This window comes from Pseudomonas sp. TWP3-2, from assembly GCF_049897765.1.
Taxonomy (GTDB): domain Bacteria; phylum Pseudomonadota; class Gammaproteobacteria; order Pseudomonadales; family Pseudomonadaceae; genus Aquipseudomonas.
The window spans coordinates 66809-82411 of the sequence record NZ_JAFCWW010000025.1 but is presented as its reverse complement, the minus strand read 5'-3'; the positions used below and the strand labels follow the sequence as shown (position 1 = coordinate 82411).

General features: G+C 61.1%; 17 protein-coding genes. All 17 read left to right on the top strand.

The annotated features are described in order from the left end of the window. Positions 1 to 1039: terminase small subunit (locus ACP7EE_RS25100; RefSeq protein WP_426237559.1), on the top strand; the 1039-nt coding region annotated here is incomplete at its 5' end. Further along, positions 1036 to 1323 carry a hypothetical protein gene (locus tag ACP7EE_RS25095; RefSeq protein WP_426237557.1) on the top strand — a complete coding sequence of 96 codons (288 nt, stop codon included), beginning with the start codon at positions 1036 to 1038 and terminating at the stop codon, positions 1321 to 1323. The genes ACP7EE_RS25100 and ACP7EE_RS25095, both read left to right, overlap by 4 nt. Positions 1324 to 1326: 3 nt before the next feature. Beyond that, the gene (locus tag ACP7EE_RS25090) at positions 1327 to 2607 is read left to right on the top strand and encodes a hypothetical protein (protein ID WP_426237555.1); all 1281 of its coding nucleotides are present in this window, start codon (positions 1327 to 1329) and stop codon (positions 2605 to 2607) included. Positions 2608 to 2813: 206 nt separating this feature from the next. Continuing rightward, positions 2814 to 3299 (top strand): hypothetical protein, encoded by a 486-nt coding sequence (locus ACP7EE_RS25085; RefSeq protein WP_426237553.1) that lies wholly within the window; start codon positions 2814 to 2816, stop codon positions 3297 to 3299. A gap of 14 nt (positions 3300 to 3313) precedes the next feature. Continuing rightward, positions 3314 to 3532: a hypothetical protein gene (locus ACP7EE_RS25080; protein WP_426237551.1), complete on the top strand. Its 219-nt coding sequence runs from the start codon at positions 3314 to 3316 to the stop codon at positions 3530 to 3532. Next, on the top strand, positions 3529 to 4128 hold the full coding sequence (locus tag ACP7EE_RS25075; protein WP_426237549.1) for a hypothetical protein: 600 nt from the start codon (positions 3529 to 3531) through the stop codon (positions 4126 to 4128). The genes ACP7EE_RS25080 and ACP7EE_RS25075 overlap by 4 nt, the downstream gene beginning before the upstream one ends. Continuing rightward, entirely contained in the window at positions 4125 to 4847 is a 723-nt protein-coding gene (locus tag ACP7EE_RS25070; protein WP_426237547.1) for a hypothetical protein, read from the top strand. The genes ACP7EE_RS25075 and ACP7EE_RS25070 overlap by 4 nt, the downstream gene beginning before the upstream one ends. 111 nt (positions 4848 to 4958) lie before the next feature. Further along, complete coding sequence (locus ACP7EE_RS25065) at positions 4959 to 6449, top strand: hypothetical protein (protein WP_426237545.1); 1491 nt, start codon at positions 4959 to 4961, stop codon at positions 6447 to 6449. Positions 6450 to 6571: 122 nt separating this feature from the next. Continuing rightward, positions 6572 to 6970, top strand: a complete 399-nt coding sequence (locus tag ACP7EE_RS25060) for a hypothetical protein (RefSeq protein ID WP_426237543.1) — start codon at positions 6572 to 6574, stop codon at positions 6968 to 6970. Continuing rightward, a complete protein-coding gene (locus ACP7EE_RS25055; RefSeq protein WP_426237541.1) occupies positions 6967 to 7770 on the top strand; it encodes a hypothetical protein in 804 nt (267 codons plus the stop codon). The genes ACP7EE_RS25060 and ACP7EE_RS25055 overlap by 4 nt, the downstream gene beginning before the upstream one ends. A 123-nt stretch (positions 7771 to 7893) precedes the next feature. Next, positions 7894 to 8316 carry a hypothetical protein gene (locus ACP7EE_RS25050; protein ID WP_426237539.1) on the top strand — a complete coding sequence of 141 codons (423 nt, stop codon included), beginning with the start codon at positions 7894 to 7896 and terminating at the stop codon, positions 8314 to 8316. After that, positions 8313 to 8609: a hypothetical protein gene (locus ACP7EE_RS25045; RefSeq protein ID WP_426237537.1), complete on the top strand. Its 297-nt coding sequence runs from the start codon at positions 8313 to 8315 to the stop codon at positions 8607 to 8609. The genes ACP7EE_RS25050 and ACP7EE_RS25045 overlap by 4 nt, the downstream gene beginning before the upstream one ends. Further along, positions 8609 to 9712, top strand: a complete 1104-nt coding sequence (locus tag ACP7EE_RS25040; protein WP_426237536.1) for a hypothetical protein — start codon at positions 8609 to 8611, stop codon at positions 9710 to 9712. Before ACP7EE_RS25045 ends, ACP7EE_RS25040 begins: the two co-directional genes overlap by 1 nt. Before the next feature lie 9 nt (positions 9713 to 9721). Further along, positions 9722 to 10231 (top strand): hypothetical protein, encoded by a 510-nt coding sequence (locus ACP7EE_RS25035; protein WP_426237534.1) that lies wholly within the window; start codon positions 9722 to 9724, stop codon positions 10229 to 10231. Positions 10232 to 10415: 184 nt separating this feature from the next. Next, positions 10416 to 12005, top strand: coding sequence for a hypothetical protein (locus ACP7EE_RS25030; RefSeq protein ID WP_426237532.1), 1590 nt, complete (start codon positions 10416 to 10418; stop codon positions 12003 to 12005). Continuing rightward, positions 11998 to 12909, top strand: coding sequence for a hypothetical protein (locus ACP7EE_RS25025; RefSeq protein ID WP_426237530.1), 912 nt, complete (start codon positions 11998 to 12000; stop codon positions 12907 to 12909). The genes ACP7EE_RS25030 and ACP7EE_RS25025 overlap by 8 nt, the downstream gene beginning before the upstream one ends. A 3-nt stretch (positions 12910 to 12912) precedes the next feature. Next, positions 12913 to 15579 carry a glycoside hydrolase family 19 protein gene (locus ACP7EE_RS25020; RefSeq protein WP_426237528.1) on the top strand — a complete coding sequence of 889 codons (2667 nt, stop codon included), beginning with the start codon at positions 12913 to 12915 and terminating at the stop codon, positions 15577 to 15579. The last annotated feature ends 24 nt before the right edge of the window (positions 15580 to 15603 follow it).

The window sequence follows — 15603 nt, the reverse complement described above, 5'->3', positions numbered from 1 at the left end:
TGTGTTCGCACCTCCTGTACCGCCGGAAGTTAAGGTGCGGGGTGGACGTATTCAAAAAACACCCCCAAAAAAGGCACCTAAAAAGCCTGTTCCAGCAACCAAGAAGCCGCGCGCGACCAAGGCCGCGGCCGCCGCTCCGGCAGCTCCCGCACCAGCCAAGGCACCTCGCAAAACAGGTGGAAGTACCGGCGTTAAGAAATCCGTAAACCTGAAGGCGAAAGAGCTGGAAGCCTTGCAGGCCGGGTGTCTCCACGATCTGGATGCGAGGCAGGCAAAGTTTGTCGACCTTTGGCTGGTCACGCAAAACGGCACTCAGTCGTATCTCGACGCGGGCTACGAGTGCAAATCCGACGCGGTAGCAGCCGCTGCCGCCAGTCGGCTGTTAAAGAAGGTTAAGGATCACCCATATACCCAGGCGAAGCGCGCGGCGCTGTTTGCTAACACTGAGGCCGTCACCGGAAAGGTCATTGAGCGCATCTACGGCGCGGCCATGGCCGACCCACGCGAGCTGGTGGAATACGTCTACAAGTGCTGCCGGTGCTGCCACGGAAAGAACTTTCGCTACCAGATGACACCGCGTGAGCTGGAGGCGCGTCAGGAGCGGCATAAACAGCTGGTTGCAGAAGCGAAGCACGAGAAGCGCAAGCCGCCGGTATTCGATGAGCTGGGCGGGTTGGGCTTTGATGCCAACCGCGACCCGCACCCGGAATGCCCGGAGTGCAATGGCAACGGCATCGGCCAGCATGTGCTCAAGGACACCCGTCACCTGTCACCGGGTGCGCTGGTGTTGTACGGCGGCGTGAAGGAAACCAAAGACGGCTTGGAAATGAAGGTCTACGACAACCGTCCGTACCTTGAGCTGTTGGGCCGCCTATACAACATGAATATCGAACCGGCGGCGCCGCCTGTAGCGCTCGTCGATAAAGCGGTGCTCGATGAGCGATTGGAGCGGGGCAGGCTCGCCACTCAGGCGCAACGCGAAGCCATGGCCAAGCGCTTGGCCGATATCGCAGGCCTCGGCGACGGCGGTGATGAATGACGCTTTCTGCTGATCGCCAGCCAACCCCCCAAAACATCCGCATGGCCCGCAAGAACGTGAACCTGAGCGAAACCGCTGCGGGCGAACTGATCTACGTGAGCCGTGAGTCGTGGCGCCTGTACGAGAAGGGCGACACCAAAATCAAGCTCGGGCTGTGGGAGCTGTTCCTGTTCAAAACCGGACAGCTTTGGCTCAAGCCTGTTGTTGAAAAACGTCCACCGGCCATCCGCCGCGGACGAACCGAAAATCTGAGGCCGTTCAAGGCCGCCCCCGCTAGGAGCTGAATGATGGCGAACACCGCAGTTAAACCGAAGGGACAAGCGCACGACACCGATCTGCTGATGGCCAGCAACGTGTCGTCGTTCAAACAGTGGCTGATCACTCAGGGTATCGCGGTGACGGAGCCTGATCGCAGCAATGCCGCGCGCGGTGTTCATTACTGGGTTGAGGTACCTGGCTCCAAGCCGGTATCAGTGCAGGAGTGCTTCGGCCGCAAGCAGCGCTACGCACAGACCCACTTCCGCCTGCGCCAGCTGTTGAGCAGCTATCTGGCTTCCCCAGTGGCCACGGCCATCAAGGACATCGTTCGTCCTCAGACGCCCGGTCAGCTGCAAATGGTCGTCAGCGGCAAAATTCAATCCAAGGCGACGGCAGCTAATGCCGAAGTCCCGGCGGTTCTCCAGGCGGTGGCGCGGGATCCAGGTCAGTACCTGCTATCTGAGGCCGATATTGCCCAGGCGCTGGCCATCGCAAGCCCGATCCCAGTGGACGCCCAAGTACAGAACGTGTTCGGCGTACGAGTAGCGGGCGACCACCGCAAAGGAATGACCGTAGCAGCGCACATGAAGGTCTGCGACACCCCCGGTGGGCGCCGGTTGGTGGAAGTGGTCGAGTATCCAATCCACGCCGAGCGCGGTGACCTCAAGGCTCAGGCCGAAGCGTTGTTCAAGCGCGCGCACGCACTTCCCAATGCCACCATTCTGGTCGACGTGCTGGGGGATGGTCTTGTGTTCTTTAAGCACCTTCAGGCGTTCGCAAGTCCAACCGTCGCGCGCTACGGGCTGACAATGGGTCAGACGCTGCCCAAGGGCGGTAACGGGATGCGCTTCGTCAACCGTCGCGCCCAATGCACAGTTCTGGCTACTTATGCGATCCAGCGGGGGACTCTGAAGCTGGTGCTGCCATCCGACTCTGGGTTAAGCGATCCGCTGACGCTGCTGGGTTCCCGGCTGCCTTATTCGTTCGACGAGCTGGGGCGCTACAAGATCGCCAAGCCGTCCGATATCGGCACTGATCATCTGCCGACTGCGGATCTGTTTGAAGCCATTTCACTGGCGTTTCACAGCGTCGAGCTGCCGGTATCGGTGGAAAAGCCGGTCGAGGCCTGCGCCAGCCCAAGCACTGCACCAAAAGCACCAGCCAAGGTGATGGATCAGTACCTGACTGACCTGCGCGATGACTTCGCGATCAGCTGCCCGCTGGTGAAGGATGTCGAGGAAAGCATGGCCGCTTTTGCTAATCGCCGATGGGTGTACGCGCAGGCGATGATCGATGCACGCCCCGCATAGTCCGGGGATAGACCGGGACAGGACTGATGGACTGCCGTTTTTGCGAAAGCAATCGCGTCATCTGGCGGAGGCCTCGAAACGCCCCCGCCTACACCTACTGCCGTGATTGCGAACGCCGGAACTGTGAGGCCCAGGCACACAAGCTTCCGCACGGCGAATACGAATGTGACCGCGCACAGCTGCGGCTCAAGATTTAGAGGTTGCACATGCAAGCAGCAATCGCGGTACCAGCGGCGCCCGCCGCAATCACGCTGACTGATCGCCAGCAGTACCGGCTGGATACCGCGAACATGATTTTCAAGTCGCTGGCGGCCAGCGGGCTACGCATCTTCGGCAGAAAGGATCGCGTGGCGCGCATGGAGCCAAAGCGCCTTGGCGGCTTCTATCTGGTGCTGCCGACGGCCGACGCCCGCCCAGTGGATCTAGGGACGGCGGTGCGCGGCAAAGGCCGATTGTTACCTGGCTTCAGTGGTAGTTACGCCGAGCAGCGGCTGGTGCGATGCCTTGCCACCTTCGTGATGGAGGGGCGCAGCGTACCCGCGGCCATGCTGGCGCAGGCTTTGATGGCCGAGGGGAATCAGTATTTCGACCGGGTGGAAAGCAATTTCAATCAGGTAATCGCTGAGTTCCGATTCTCGCGCGCCTTTACCAAGCCGACCGAGATCAACCGCAAGACCGGGGAAATGAAGTGAAGGTGAGCCAGACCTTGACCAATCTGGTGACCGACGAAGAGTTGATCGTTGTTCGTGTGCAGGGCGACGAATTGTGGCTGCGCAATGAAGCTGGCGAGATCGAGCACGCCCTACGCGAGCACCTACCCGCCGAACGCTGGCGCTTGAACAACATAAATCGCCAGCGCGTTGCGGTGGTCTTCGAATTTCCGGCGCTATTCCAATTCAAGCCAAAAGCGAGATCCGCACCATGACCCTCTTTTTCAGTCGCGAACATTTTGAGCGCTCGTGTCGGCATGCAGGTATCACGGACTTCGCATTCAACGCGGAGACGGGCGAGTACGGGAACGCCCACACACAGAAGACGTTTCTGGTGTGGGAGTCGCTGGTGCAGTCCCGCCAGGCGGGACAACAGCCGAAAGCGTGGCTGCTGGTGCGCCGCGGGCGTGATCAGGGTATCTCCGTGACTCGGCCATATGCGCGCATGACCACGACTGAGTGGGCGCAGAGGGCTGCCAATGGTTGGGAGCAACCGCTGGCGCTGTGGTCGGCCATGCCAGTGACCGGCCCGAGCGAGAACGCCATTCTGAGCGAGCGCCAGCGCCAGCTGCTGGTGAAGGGTTATCACCCGGAGCGCGACCTACGCTATCGCGATGACGAGCTGCTGCGTGCGGCGGCGGGCTATTTGCTTCAGGTGCTGGTGCCGGACTTCGCTCCAACCGTCTGGCCATGGCCTCACGCGCCCATGAAACAAGAATCACGCCTACGCGCTATCGAGAAGGCTGGCGCGCTGCTGATCGCCGAGCATGAGCGCGAGTCGGCACAGCTGGCCAGCGAGGCCGCAGCATGAGCCAGCGCCTGATTCAAGATGATGAACGCTGGCCCGCTTTCGTCCGGCGCTACGCCAATGACCTGGCCGCGTTCGCGCGCGAGGTGTGCGGCATGGAGGTTGACGAGCAGCTGGCGCGGGCCTTCGAAAACGTGCAGATGCCTGACTGCCGTGTGTCGATGGCTTCAGACCTCAATTCGATGCAGCCGGGGGTGATCAGCCCGCTGGCGCCTATCGCGTTCTGGCGCCTGCTGTGCCGTCCCGAGTCGTTGACTATGGTGGCCGCCCCCTTCGGCGACATGCTGCGCTGCTGCGAGCGGTACAGCGGACTGGTGAAGAGTTTTGTTGGCGCGAACTCGTGGGCGCTGGAATACCTGCGCCTGTCGAGCAGCACCATGATGTTGAAGCAACAGGGGCAGTTCTCAGGCGCTGGCGTTCGCTTTATGGCGGCGAGCGAGCATTACCCTGAGCGCATGGCCGGTTTCTGTGGGCGCGATGTCATGTGGTTGATGGAGGACGCCAGCGCCATGGCCGCGGTTAGCTTTCAGGTTGTACGGGAGGGGCTGAACCTCTGCGGTGACGGCGGCATGGTGCTGCACTCGGGCCGGGGACTGCGCAAAGGCTTTTTCCGAGAGACCCAAACCACGCTGAGCTGCCGGGCGTCTGGCAGCAACTGGAAAGCGTTCGTTCTGAACGCCACGCAAGACCGCAAACCGTCTCTGAAAGTGCGCCAAGCGTAGCCGTAGAGTGACAGGGGCCGGGGAACTGGCCCCTTTGTGTGTAAGGATCATATGGCCAAGCCGAAGCCCCAGCGTCTGCGCTTAGAGACAGACCCGAGGTGGCCCGACTTCATGGAGCGCTACGCCTTCAACCTGTATGCGTTTGCGGTTGAAGTGTGCTCGATGGAGGTAACACCGCAGCAAGAAGAGCTATTTGATGAATCCTCAGTCTACGGCTGTCGGGTGTCGGTATCGTCTGGCCACGGTACTGGTAAAACGCGCAGCTTCGGCGTCATCTGCCTGTGGCACCTGCTGTGCTATCTCAACTCCAACACCTACGTAACCGCACCGAAACTCAAGACGGTGCGAGAGGGCGTGTGGAAAGAAATCACCACGATGCTGGCCGAGATCCGCAAAGGCCCGCATGCGTGGATTGCTGACTATGTGGTGATCCAGGCTGAGAAGGTCTATGTGACCGGTCACAGCGCCACATGGTACGTCACCACTCGTACAGCCCCGCGCGGCTCGCCTGAGAACCTGGCCGGTACCCACGGCGACTATCTGCTGTGGTTGGCGGATGAGGCCTCCGGCATCCCGGACGAAAACTTTGGCGTGATCGGGGGCGCCCTGACCGATGAGCGCAACCGCTTCATCATGGCCAGCCAGCCCACGCGCTCTACCGGCTTCTTTTGGGAAACGCACCATAGCCAGTCGATCTACCGGGGCGGTGGCTGGGTGCCGCTGGTGTTCAGCTCCGAAGAAAGCCCGATTGTCAGCCTCAAGTTCATCAAGGAAAAGCGGCTCCAGTACGGCGGCACGATGGAACCCGAATACCAGATCAAGGTATTGGGTAAGTTCCCGACCAACCTCAGCAAATATCTGCTGAGTTCGGTGCTGATCGAGCGGGCGATAGAGCAGGCGAGTCCGATCCTCCCAGGCGAAGAGTGGGGCCACGTCATTGTGGTCGACGTCGCGGCTGGCGTAGGGCGAGACAAGACGGTGGCCACCCACTTGCGCGTTGCAGGCAGGGGCGACCGGATGGCGAACGAGCGTCGGCGCCGGGTTGAGGTGGTCGATATCCCGATCTACAGCGCATCTGAGGACTGGACACCGCTGGCGGTCAAGCTGCGCGACTACGCCATGCGCTTCCCGAACGTAACCATCGTGATCGACGTGACGGCCATGGGTAAGCAGTTCCAGCGCCGACTGGAAGAGCTGCAAGAAGGCAACATGATCATTCAGGGCGTTCTGTGGGGCGCGCGACCGCATTCCAACGAGAACCGCAAACGCTTCATCAACCAGCGGGCGCAATGCACCGTGCACGCCACCGAGGCGATCAAAGACGGCGTGGTCAAGCTGTCGACCAAATACAAGCGCGACCTCATCGACCAAGGCTCCCGGCTGCCTTATTCGTTCGACGAGCTGGGGCGCTACAAGATCGCCAGCAAAGAGAGCATGGCGGCCGACGGCCTGTCATCCCCGGACTTGTTCGACACCCTCTGCATGGCATTCCTTGAGGACGTGAACTACGTGGCGTGCAGCGAAGAGACAGAGGTGGCGCAGTCTTCGCGCGCCGAAGCGACGTTGAGCAAGGCCGCCGACTTGCTGGCGGATGTCGCATAAACATACATTTTATTGTTTGTTGATGTATATTTAGCCGAAAGCGAGAAACAAACCCCGTGTTTCTGGCCTTAATTGCGCAAAATAGCGCCGATCATTGTCCGGGGATAGTTTGAGGTTTTGCTATGGAACTGCGCCGCTACAGGAAGAACTGGCATCGACGCCCCGAGAAAGTGGATTCATCCATGTTCGTGGCCTTTTGGGCTGATCAGAAGTTTGTGTCGGCGCTGGATGCTGAAGGTGTCGAGTGGCTGCTAGCCGGGAAGGACACTCTCAAATCAATCGAAGCGGGTGACCCAAGCCTTACCCGGATCCATCGCGGCACACTGGCGCGGGTTGAAGCGTTCGAACGGCTGGGGGCGCGCAATCTCCGTCGTACTGGCCTAAGAGCCTACACCCGAGATAATTACTGCCGGATCGCCGGGCGCGAGTTCGCTATCTCCCGCAAGTGCAAGAGCGCCGTGTATGAGCGTTTCGTTGCCCACGCGGCCCTCCAACCGCTCCCGGCGGAGGTGGCAGCATGAGCACCAAGCGCAGTCGCCACGATGAGAACCTTGAATATCGGGCGCGGCTTGGGCTGCTGAGCAAGGCAGCCTACGGTAGCGACCCGGTTACCTCTCGAGACTTTGGTTACAGAAAGACGCGAACGGCTGGCGCTACCCTCAAGCCGGGCGATGTTCCCGCGCTGTTAGCGGCAGCACTGGCCAGCGGCCCGATAAAGCAGGGTGAAGCGTTTGAACACTTTCTGGCAGTGGTGTGCGACGACTACCGGTTTCACGCCTTCCATTTCATTGTTGCCCCGGCCCGGGTCGCTGGCGGTCGGCGCCGCGCGGTCATGTTGAGCGAGCGCACGGTTAACGGCAGTGTCGACTTCGGTAAGGACGCGGCCTACGCCCAGCAGCTGGTCGACTACGCCGCGGCACTGGGGTCGCCACGGGTGATAGTTCACGCGCTATCGTTTTGCTGCACCCTAATCCGGCATCTGGTGCGTCTGCCATCCAATGGCATGAACTGGAGCAGCGCCAACCTTCAGTTGCCTGCGGATGACGAACAGCTGCGCAGCAAGTACCACGACAGCTACGCGCTGACGTTTGATCGCTACAAGCAGGCGGCAATCAGTAAGGCGATAAAATACCCGCCGATGGAAGCGCTGGATAAGCAGATTGCACGGGTGGCGCCGCATGCTGGCGAGCAGGGGCATATAACCCTGACCAAGCCGGGCGACCGCATGGAGCGCGAACTTGAAGCGTTGTGCCTGCTATGCCTCGACGAAGAGCGCGAACGGTTGTCTGGCGCCTCTGACGCTGAGCTGATGGCGGGTTGACCGTGGACAGCACAATTGACCCCGCCCTGAGCGGGGTTTGTTTTGTCCGGAGCATGCAAAGTGCCCCGGTGGCGCAAGCGTTGGCGCGGGGATAATCGGCCATCAATTATGGAGCCTCGTGTAATGACTGAATTGAAATGCAATTGCAGGCCACGGCTTGTTGCGGTGGACATGATGGTTGTTATCGAGGGCTTCGAAGACATCAGCCTGCTCTGCTTCAAGGCACCAATCCCAATGCCGGGGAGCAATAGCGGACGGCTCGCCATGTACGAAACAGAAGCCGGGCACGCGTGGAAATTCCTTGAGGCCGTCCACGGAAAGAAACTGTCGGCGAAGATCGTTTCAGGGGCGACGCGCGTTGTTCTGTACACCCTCAGCGGGGTCGTTGTCAGTGAGCCAGGCGCGTCATATAACTGGGAGGATACTTCCGCATTGATGACTGTTACCGCGCGATTGAGCTGGGATAGTGCTGAGCGTGTTGAGGTTGCGAAGGGCGCTCTGAATCGAGCCGAAACGGTAGCGTCCCCGGCAATCAAACTCCCATGATCCCGGAAGCCCGGTTTTATCTGGAGGTGCGCAAGTTCGCACTGACCGAGCCGTCGTATTCCTCCCGTCGCCAAGTAGTGCGTAGCCTGCCGAGCGAGCGCTTTCACCTTCACATGATGGCGCTGCGCGTGTATGGCGATCCCAACGAAACGCTGGCGATCATGGCCGCGGCCGGGCTGTCCACGGTCGATTCCGAGCTGATCGAAAAAGACGTGGTGCTGCCCACCAAAGAACACCTGATGTACCTCAAGCAGCGTTCCGGCATCGTCACACCTACAAGGTCGGTTCGCTGATGGCTGCCAAGAAGCCAGGGAAGCCGCGCGATCCGCTGGTGGTTGCAGCGAGCAAGCTCACCGCCGAGGCGCGGCGCAAGTTCGAAGCTGACCGGGCAAAGCGGATCGGCGATCAGAGCGCGATTCTGTCCGCCGACGACATGGCAGGATTGTACGACCCGAAGCGCGGCCTATTCACGACGTTGGGCGGCGAATTCAGACCGCTGACGCATGACGACCTGATAGCGTTCCGGGCGGCCGTGCATGACATCCAGCGCCGCCATGGCCAGCGCAAGGGGAACGTGCCTGTCTCCGGCGCCGGGGGCGGCATCCTGGCCAAGCAGGTTATCAATCTGTCATCGCCGGATGACCGTGGGCGCGCAACCCGCGAAATCACAATGGTTATCCCCGTCAGCAATCGCGGTGGCGTGGTGCATATCCAGACCAACGCCAGCGCGAAGTCGAACGTGGCGCGTCACCACGTCATGGTGCAGTTCCTTGACTATGACAAGGTGCTGGCGGACGGCAACAACACGCTTGAGGCTGCCAAGCGCATGCTGGCGGGCAAACTGAAGTTCGACTGTGACTGTGGTCGGCACACGTTCTGGTACCGCTACATCGCCAGCATTGGCAGCTTCAACTATGGGCGCCCCGAGGACGGTTTTCCGCGCGTCCGTAACCCCAAGCTGACGGGGATTGCCTGCAAGCACGTCATCCGCGTCATGGCCACGATCAACGCCGGGTCGACGTTCAATCTGTTTGCCAAGCGCATGATCGAAACCGGTCGGCGCACCCTCAGCAACAAGCAAACACCCGTCACCGTCGCCGAGCAGCAAGCGTTCATTGAACAAGCGTTGAAGGACGCCAAAAAGGCCAAGCGCGGCAATGTGATCAGAACGTCTGACGAGCGTGCTGCCCAGCGCAAAGCCCAGCCGTCGTACCAGCGCCAGCAAGAGGCGCGCAAGGTGAAGGCTGCCAATGATCGGCTACGCACCAGCAAGGCCGCCCAGGTGAACCGGAAGGCGTCCAGCGTCCAGCATCAGGCGCTGTCGGCGGCGATGAAAGCTCAGGGCTACAGCGCGAAACAGATCGCCGCGGCGCTCGGCGCAGTAGACAAGGCATAGGGATAAGACATGCTCAACAACATCGCTATTCAAATGAACCGGGCAAACCGCCAGCGCACCCTGCGCGAACCCAACGCGATCCCGTGCGTGCTCTTCGACAAGAAGGTCACCCGCACCAGCGACGACGAGACGAACGACGGCTATCCCACCATTGGCCCGCTGGGCGTTATGAGTGATGAGGACGAAGCGGCTTACGAGTGGGTTGAGGTGGGCGATGCGCGGATTCACTTTTCGCAGGGCTACGCCGCGCCGCTAGGTAACACCTCCGACGATGGTAGCCGGTTGGACTACGCGGAAGGCGTGCTGGAAGCATCCATTGAGATGCTGGCCGATCCCGGTACCGAAGGTTACGTGCAGCCGGGCAAGCGCATGCTGGTGGCCGTGCTGATGGGAGAGGGGGTGATCGTCAACTTTGAGATTGTCGACGTCACCGGCACCGTGAATATCCCCCCGTACACCCGCAAGTACCTGCTGAATCCTCGGCCAGACGAACCGGCGAGCGAAGATCTAGAAGGGTAGCGCCAGGCGCAGAGTGCAGCTGTTCGAAGTCCGGCCCCGGCGTGAAAGCATCGGGGCTTTTTTGTGCCCGGCAGGCGCGCAAACCAGCGCCGGGGAGGGCGTTTTAGCGCCTGTACGCTGGGGGTTAACTCAAGCCTCTGTGTGTACGTGAATGGCTAATTCAACTGAACCCCAAAAAGGACTGGTGTCGCGCCTCATTGGCGGCGCCCGCGATCTGATCATGGGCGGCCAACTCTCCGACATGAGTGCCAGCCAGGCCAATCAGCAGGCTGCGCACCGACTGGCTCAGGTGGACACCTTCGAATCTGATTACGTCGGCATCGAAATGCTGCTGGGCAACTCCGGCAAGCCGGTGCGCAACCGTTCTCAGATCTACATGAAGTACCACTTCATGATGCAGGAGGGGCTTATTTCCACGGCCCTGCGCAACAACATCCAGATGGCGCTGGGCGGTCACGAAACCACGGGGGAAACGGTTTTCCTTGAGGCCAAACCCAAGATCAGCCGCGCCGACAAAAAAATGGTCGATGAGCTGGCGCCGATCATCAAGATGCTCAATGACAGTTGCCACTCCATGGGCTTCAACGCGGCCGGGTTTGGTGACGCCTACGCGAAGCTGTACACCGTCAAGGGCGTAGGGATTGTAGCGTTCGACCACGAAGCGCTGTTCACGCCGCTAGTGCAGCCCTACGAAGAGCTGGGCCGTACTGTCGGCTACGTGGTGAGCCTGGGCGAGAAGCTACAGAGCCGAATCAGTCACATGGACATGGTGCGCTGGAAGATGCCGCGCATGCTCATGCTGCCGCAGATGAAGGCCATCGAGAACGCGCAGAAGATCAATCTGGAAGCCACCGACCTACGCAACATCGTGCCGCTTCCGGGGCTGGTGGGCGGCTCGCTGCTGGAGGCCGCGGAGCAGGATTTCGACAACCTGTACTCGGCCTTGCGCGGTCTGGTGGGGCAGCGTATCGCCAGCTCTATCGAAGAAGTGCTGCTGACGATGAACCTGGCCGACACCACGAAGGAACAGCGCGCCAAGATCATCGAAAACACCAAGAAGATGCTCGTGGAAATGAAGGCGCGGGCGCACAAGCAGGTTGAGGACGGTGTTTATTCCACGTCCCGCAACTTCAACATCATGCCGGTGTGGAACGACAAGCAGCTGACCCAAGTGAGCAGCATCGCTTCCGGCGCCAGCGGCCAGAACTTGGGCGTCGAAGACGTCATGTTTCACGCCAAAAAGCTGGCGGGCACGCTCGGCACTGACATCTCTCAGATGGGCTTCGCCGATCAGCTGTCGGGCGGCCTGGGCGACGGTGGTTCAAACCGCACCAGCGCCATGGGGGCAGAACGCGCCCGCATGCTGCGCACCAGCTACACCAAGACCTGCAACGACACTATCGACCGCCACATGATGGCCAAGTACGGCAAGTGCTGGCCTGACACCGAGCGGCCTTACACGATCCACTTCTACGGTGGTATCGCGGCGCTGGAGGCTGAAAAGCAGGCCAACTCAGAACGCGCCATGAACAAGTCCGCAATTCTGGTGCAGATCCTCGCGCAGCTGCGTGACTTGGGTCTGCCTAAAGAGGTGGTCGCTTACATGCTGGCCAAGGTCGCAGAGCTGGATGCTGAAGGCGCGGAAATGTTTGCCAAAGGCCTGGCCAACGCCAAGCCACCCGTACAGCCAGGCTTCGGCGGCGGTGAGCCGGATATAGATCTGCCCGATGACGCGAACGCCACCACAGACGACGAGGATGCAAGAAATGAATAAGCGCACGGGCGTGATCCGCTACAACCTGAACAACATCAAGCGCAATTTCACCGGCCAGCCGCGCAAGTTGGACATTGATGCCGCCATGCGCCTCTTCAACGGCGCCGCCGTGCAGGAAGCGATCCAGAAGGGCGACATCGTGGGCTACGTCGGGCACCAGTTCCGGGAGAAGTACGGCTTGGACGTTCCGGAAACTGTGCTGGTGGACGGTGTACAGGTAGTGCTTGAACCCTCGGTGCGAACGATCTACCTCAAGTGCCACCCCAACGGCGACGTCGAGCACGAGCAGGAGTTTCTTGCCACTGCGCCCGGTCGCGTTGGCCAGCGCTTGTGGGAAAGCAAGGCGTTTGGCTTCAGCTCGGCCATTTTCGCGCCTGAAGAGAACGGCCTGCGCGTACCGAAGGGCTATTTCGGCATGGATCTGGTGCGGGCACCCAACTACGACGACAACCGCGGCTATGCGGTGATGCTGGATAGCGTGGCGCCGGGCGGGTTTACGTCGGCGGACACCTTCGCAACGGAAAGCGCGGCCCTGCTGGACGCGGTGGACAGCATGATCAAGGTGTCGGACTCCTTTGCCGAGGGCTTGAGCACCGACTATCTGAAGGCGTGCCGGGACAACGATGAGCTGTTGGAGCACAACGCGCAGCTGCTGGAGCGCCTGAGACAAGCAAAGATTGAAGCGCCGATGCTTGATAGCGCGCCGCTGGTGATGGAGCGCGGTATCAACATGGAAATCGGGCAATCAATGCTCGACAGCGCCAAGCGCTTCATGAACAACACCAACCTGCCGGACTACCAGCCTGAGCCTGAAAAAGAGGAAGAAAAAGGCGCCATTGCAGTCGTGGCCAGCAGTGTGAAGAAAGCCATGGCTATGGTCGATTCCGTGATCAGGGGTCAGTAAGCCATGGCACTTGATCATGATGAAACGACGGGCTTTCTGCGGGGCGAGAGCATTGCCGCCGAGATTGAGAAGCTGGCGCAAGAGCTGAAGTTGCTGCGCGACATCGCCGACAGCACCAGCGAGATTGCGCGCCGCCTCAGCCAAAGCCAAGGGCAGCCCCCGGCAACGCCTACACCGCCAGGATCGCCAACGCCTACACCCGGTGGCCGAGGCCCAAGCAACGATCCGGTCAACGATCCCGCGCCACCTCGCCCGGCGGGTAACTCCGACGCTGACAGCACCACGCAGCGCAATCGTAGAGGCCCACCGGATGATCGGGTGAACATTCCCCGACGTGCTGGCGCTCGTGACGCCAATGGACGGTTTATTCGTGATGGCGCCAATCAGCCAGACGAGCAAGGCGGTTCCAGCGATGGCGCCGGGATGGATGGGAGCGCCGCGCGGGCTATTGGTGGGTCAATTGTTGATGCTGCCAGGGACATGGGGAGCAAGCTGACCGCTGATGTCGACAACGTAGACCCGGCCATTCAGGCGGCGAAAGAGATCGGCGGGATTCTTTCGCCTGCACTGGCGGTATTCAAGCCGTTCGGCCGCCTGTTTGGAAGGGACAAGCAGACCAAAGAGCACAGGGAGAACATCGGGTGGTTGCGCCGAATCTGGCGCACGCAAGCGGATGCGAACCGTAAGGGCGGCCGCAGTGGAATGGGCGCAATGCTCGGGATGCTGATGGCGTTGATTGGCACCGCACTGGCGCCACTCAAGATGCTGGGTAAGCTCTTGGGGTTGGGGCGCTTGCTCGGCGCCGCCAGCAGACTGTTGCCTGGGCGTTCGCGTGGTGGTCGCAACTCCAGGGGAGGTGGATCGGGTAGTTCTCGACGTGGCGCGCGGGGCGGCGCTGGCGGGAATGGTGGCAGAGGTGGCGCTGCTGGGAACAACGCGGGGGGCGGTGCCGGTGACTCAGGTGGGCGCGGTAACAGACGCAACGCCGACGGATCGCGTACACGGGGAGCAGATGCGGCTGGCGGCGGGGGGCGTGGCGGACGTCCACCTAGACCGCCAACCCCAAGAGGCGGCGGACTGGGCGGGCTTGCCAAAGGGTTAGGAAAAGGGCTGCTGAAGAAGATCCCTATCATCGGCGCCCTGTTCGGTGGCGCCATGATCGCCTCGGACGTCATGGCCGATGATGACCCCAATCTGTCGAAGGATGAGAACAAGAAAAACAAGTGGGGCAACGTCGGTAGCGGTGTCGGCGGCATTGTGGGCGGCGTGCTGGGGATGCTGGGCGGGCCAGCTGGCGCTATCGCTGGCGCCATGGTCGGTGATGCATTGGGCGGCATGGTTGGCGAGTGGCTGTCCACCGTGGATCTGGAAGCAATCCCCGGCAAGATCGGCGATGCATTCATCAGCCTGAAGGATGGCGCGCTTGATGCTGCCACCGCTGCATTCTCGTTTGTGTCCGACGGTTTCAAAGGCTTCCTTGACGTCCAGGCCAAAGCATTCGAAGCCGTAGGTCAGTGGATTAAAGGCGCCTGGAAGGATGCCACCGACGCGGTGTTGGGCGTTAAAGACACCGTGATGGACAAGGTGCAGGACGGCAAGGATTACGTGGCCGACAAGGCGACCAGCGTTGCAGACGCCGGTTCGAACGTGCTCTACAAGGCCACGGGCGGGAAATTCGGATCCAGCAGCTCCAATGCGGCCAAGGATCAGCTGATTCAGGCGATGGATGCGGGCGGCATCACAGACCCAAAATCCAAAGCCATGTTGATGGCCAACGTTGACCACGAATCGGGCGGCTTCAAGAAGAGTGAAGAGAACCTGAACTACAGCGCCAAGCGCTTGCAGGAGGTGTTCCCCAAATACTACAAGGACGCCGACTCAGCCCGTGCTGACGCGGGCAACCCTGAAGCCATCGCCAACAAGGTGTACGGCGGGCGCATGGGGAACAAGGATCCAGGCGACGGCTACAAGTTTCGTGGGCGTGGCGCGTTGCAGCTGACCGGGCGTGCCCAGTATGAGGAAATGGGCAAGAAGCTGGGCGTTGACCTTGTGAACAACCCTGAGCTGGCGGCAGACCCGAAGTATTCGGCGCAGATCGCCGTGCAGCACTGGAAAAGCTCCGGCGCCGACAAGGCAGCTCAGGCCGGGGACATGGACAAGGCGCGCAAGCTTACCAACGGCGGTACCAACGGCCTGGCCGACGTAAAGAAAAAGTACGAAGAAACCTATCTGGCGCAGGCCAAGGCGGGCGATCTAACGCCTACCCGGCGCGCGGACGAAATGAAGGTGGCGGCGCCAGCAGCAGTGGGAACGGCGGTGGCCAGCACCATGGCAACGGTGGCGTCACCCAAGACGCTGGCCGGAGCGCAGGCGGCCACGCCAATCGGCATCATGGCGCCCACACAGCCGCGGCCGGTGACGGTGGCAAACAGTTCGGTACCGGCAACGCTGGCCGCCCCCAAAGTGGCGAGCTATGCGCCAGCGGCGGCCGACGCCAGCCAGGTGAAGATCCCTAGCATGGCAGAGGTCAAGGCGCCACCGCCGGGCGCTGGTGGCGGCAAAGATGGAGCGACAACGGTCAATCTTGAGGCGCCGCTATCGCAGAACGTTGGCGACCGCAGCATTGCGCATGCCTCCGCGGGCGGGATTGGAATGATGGGGCCGTATTGACCTGCAAACCGCTGCCCAAGGGTG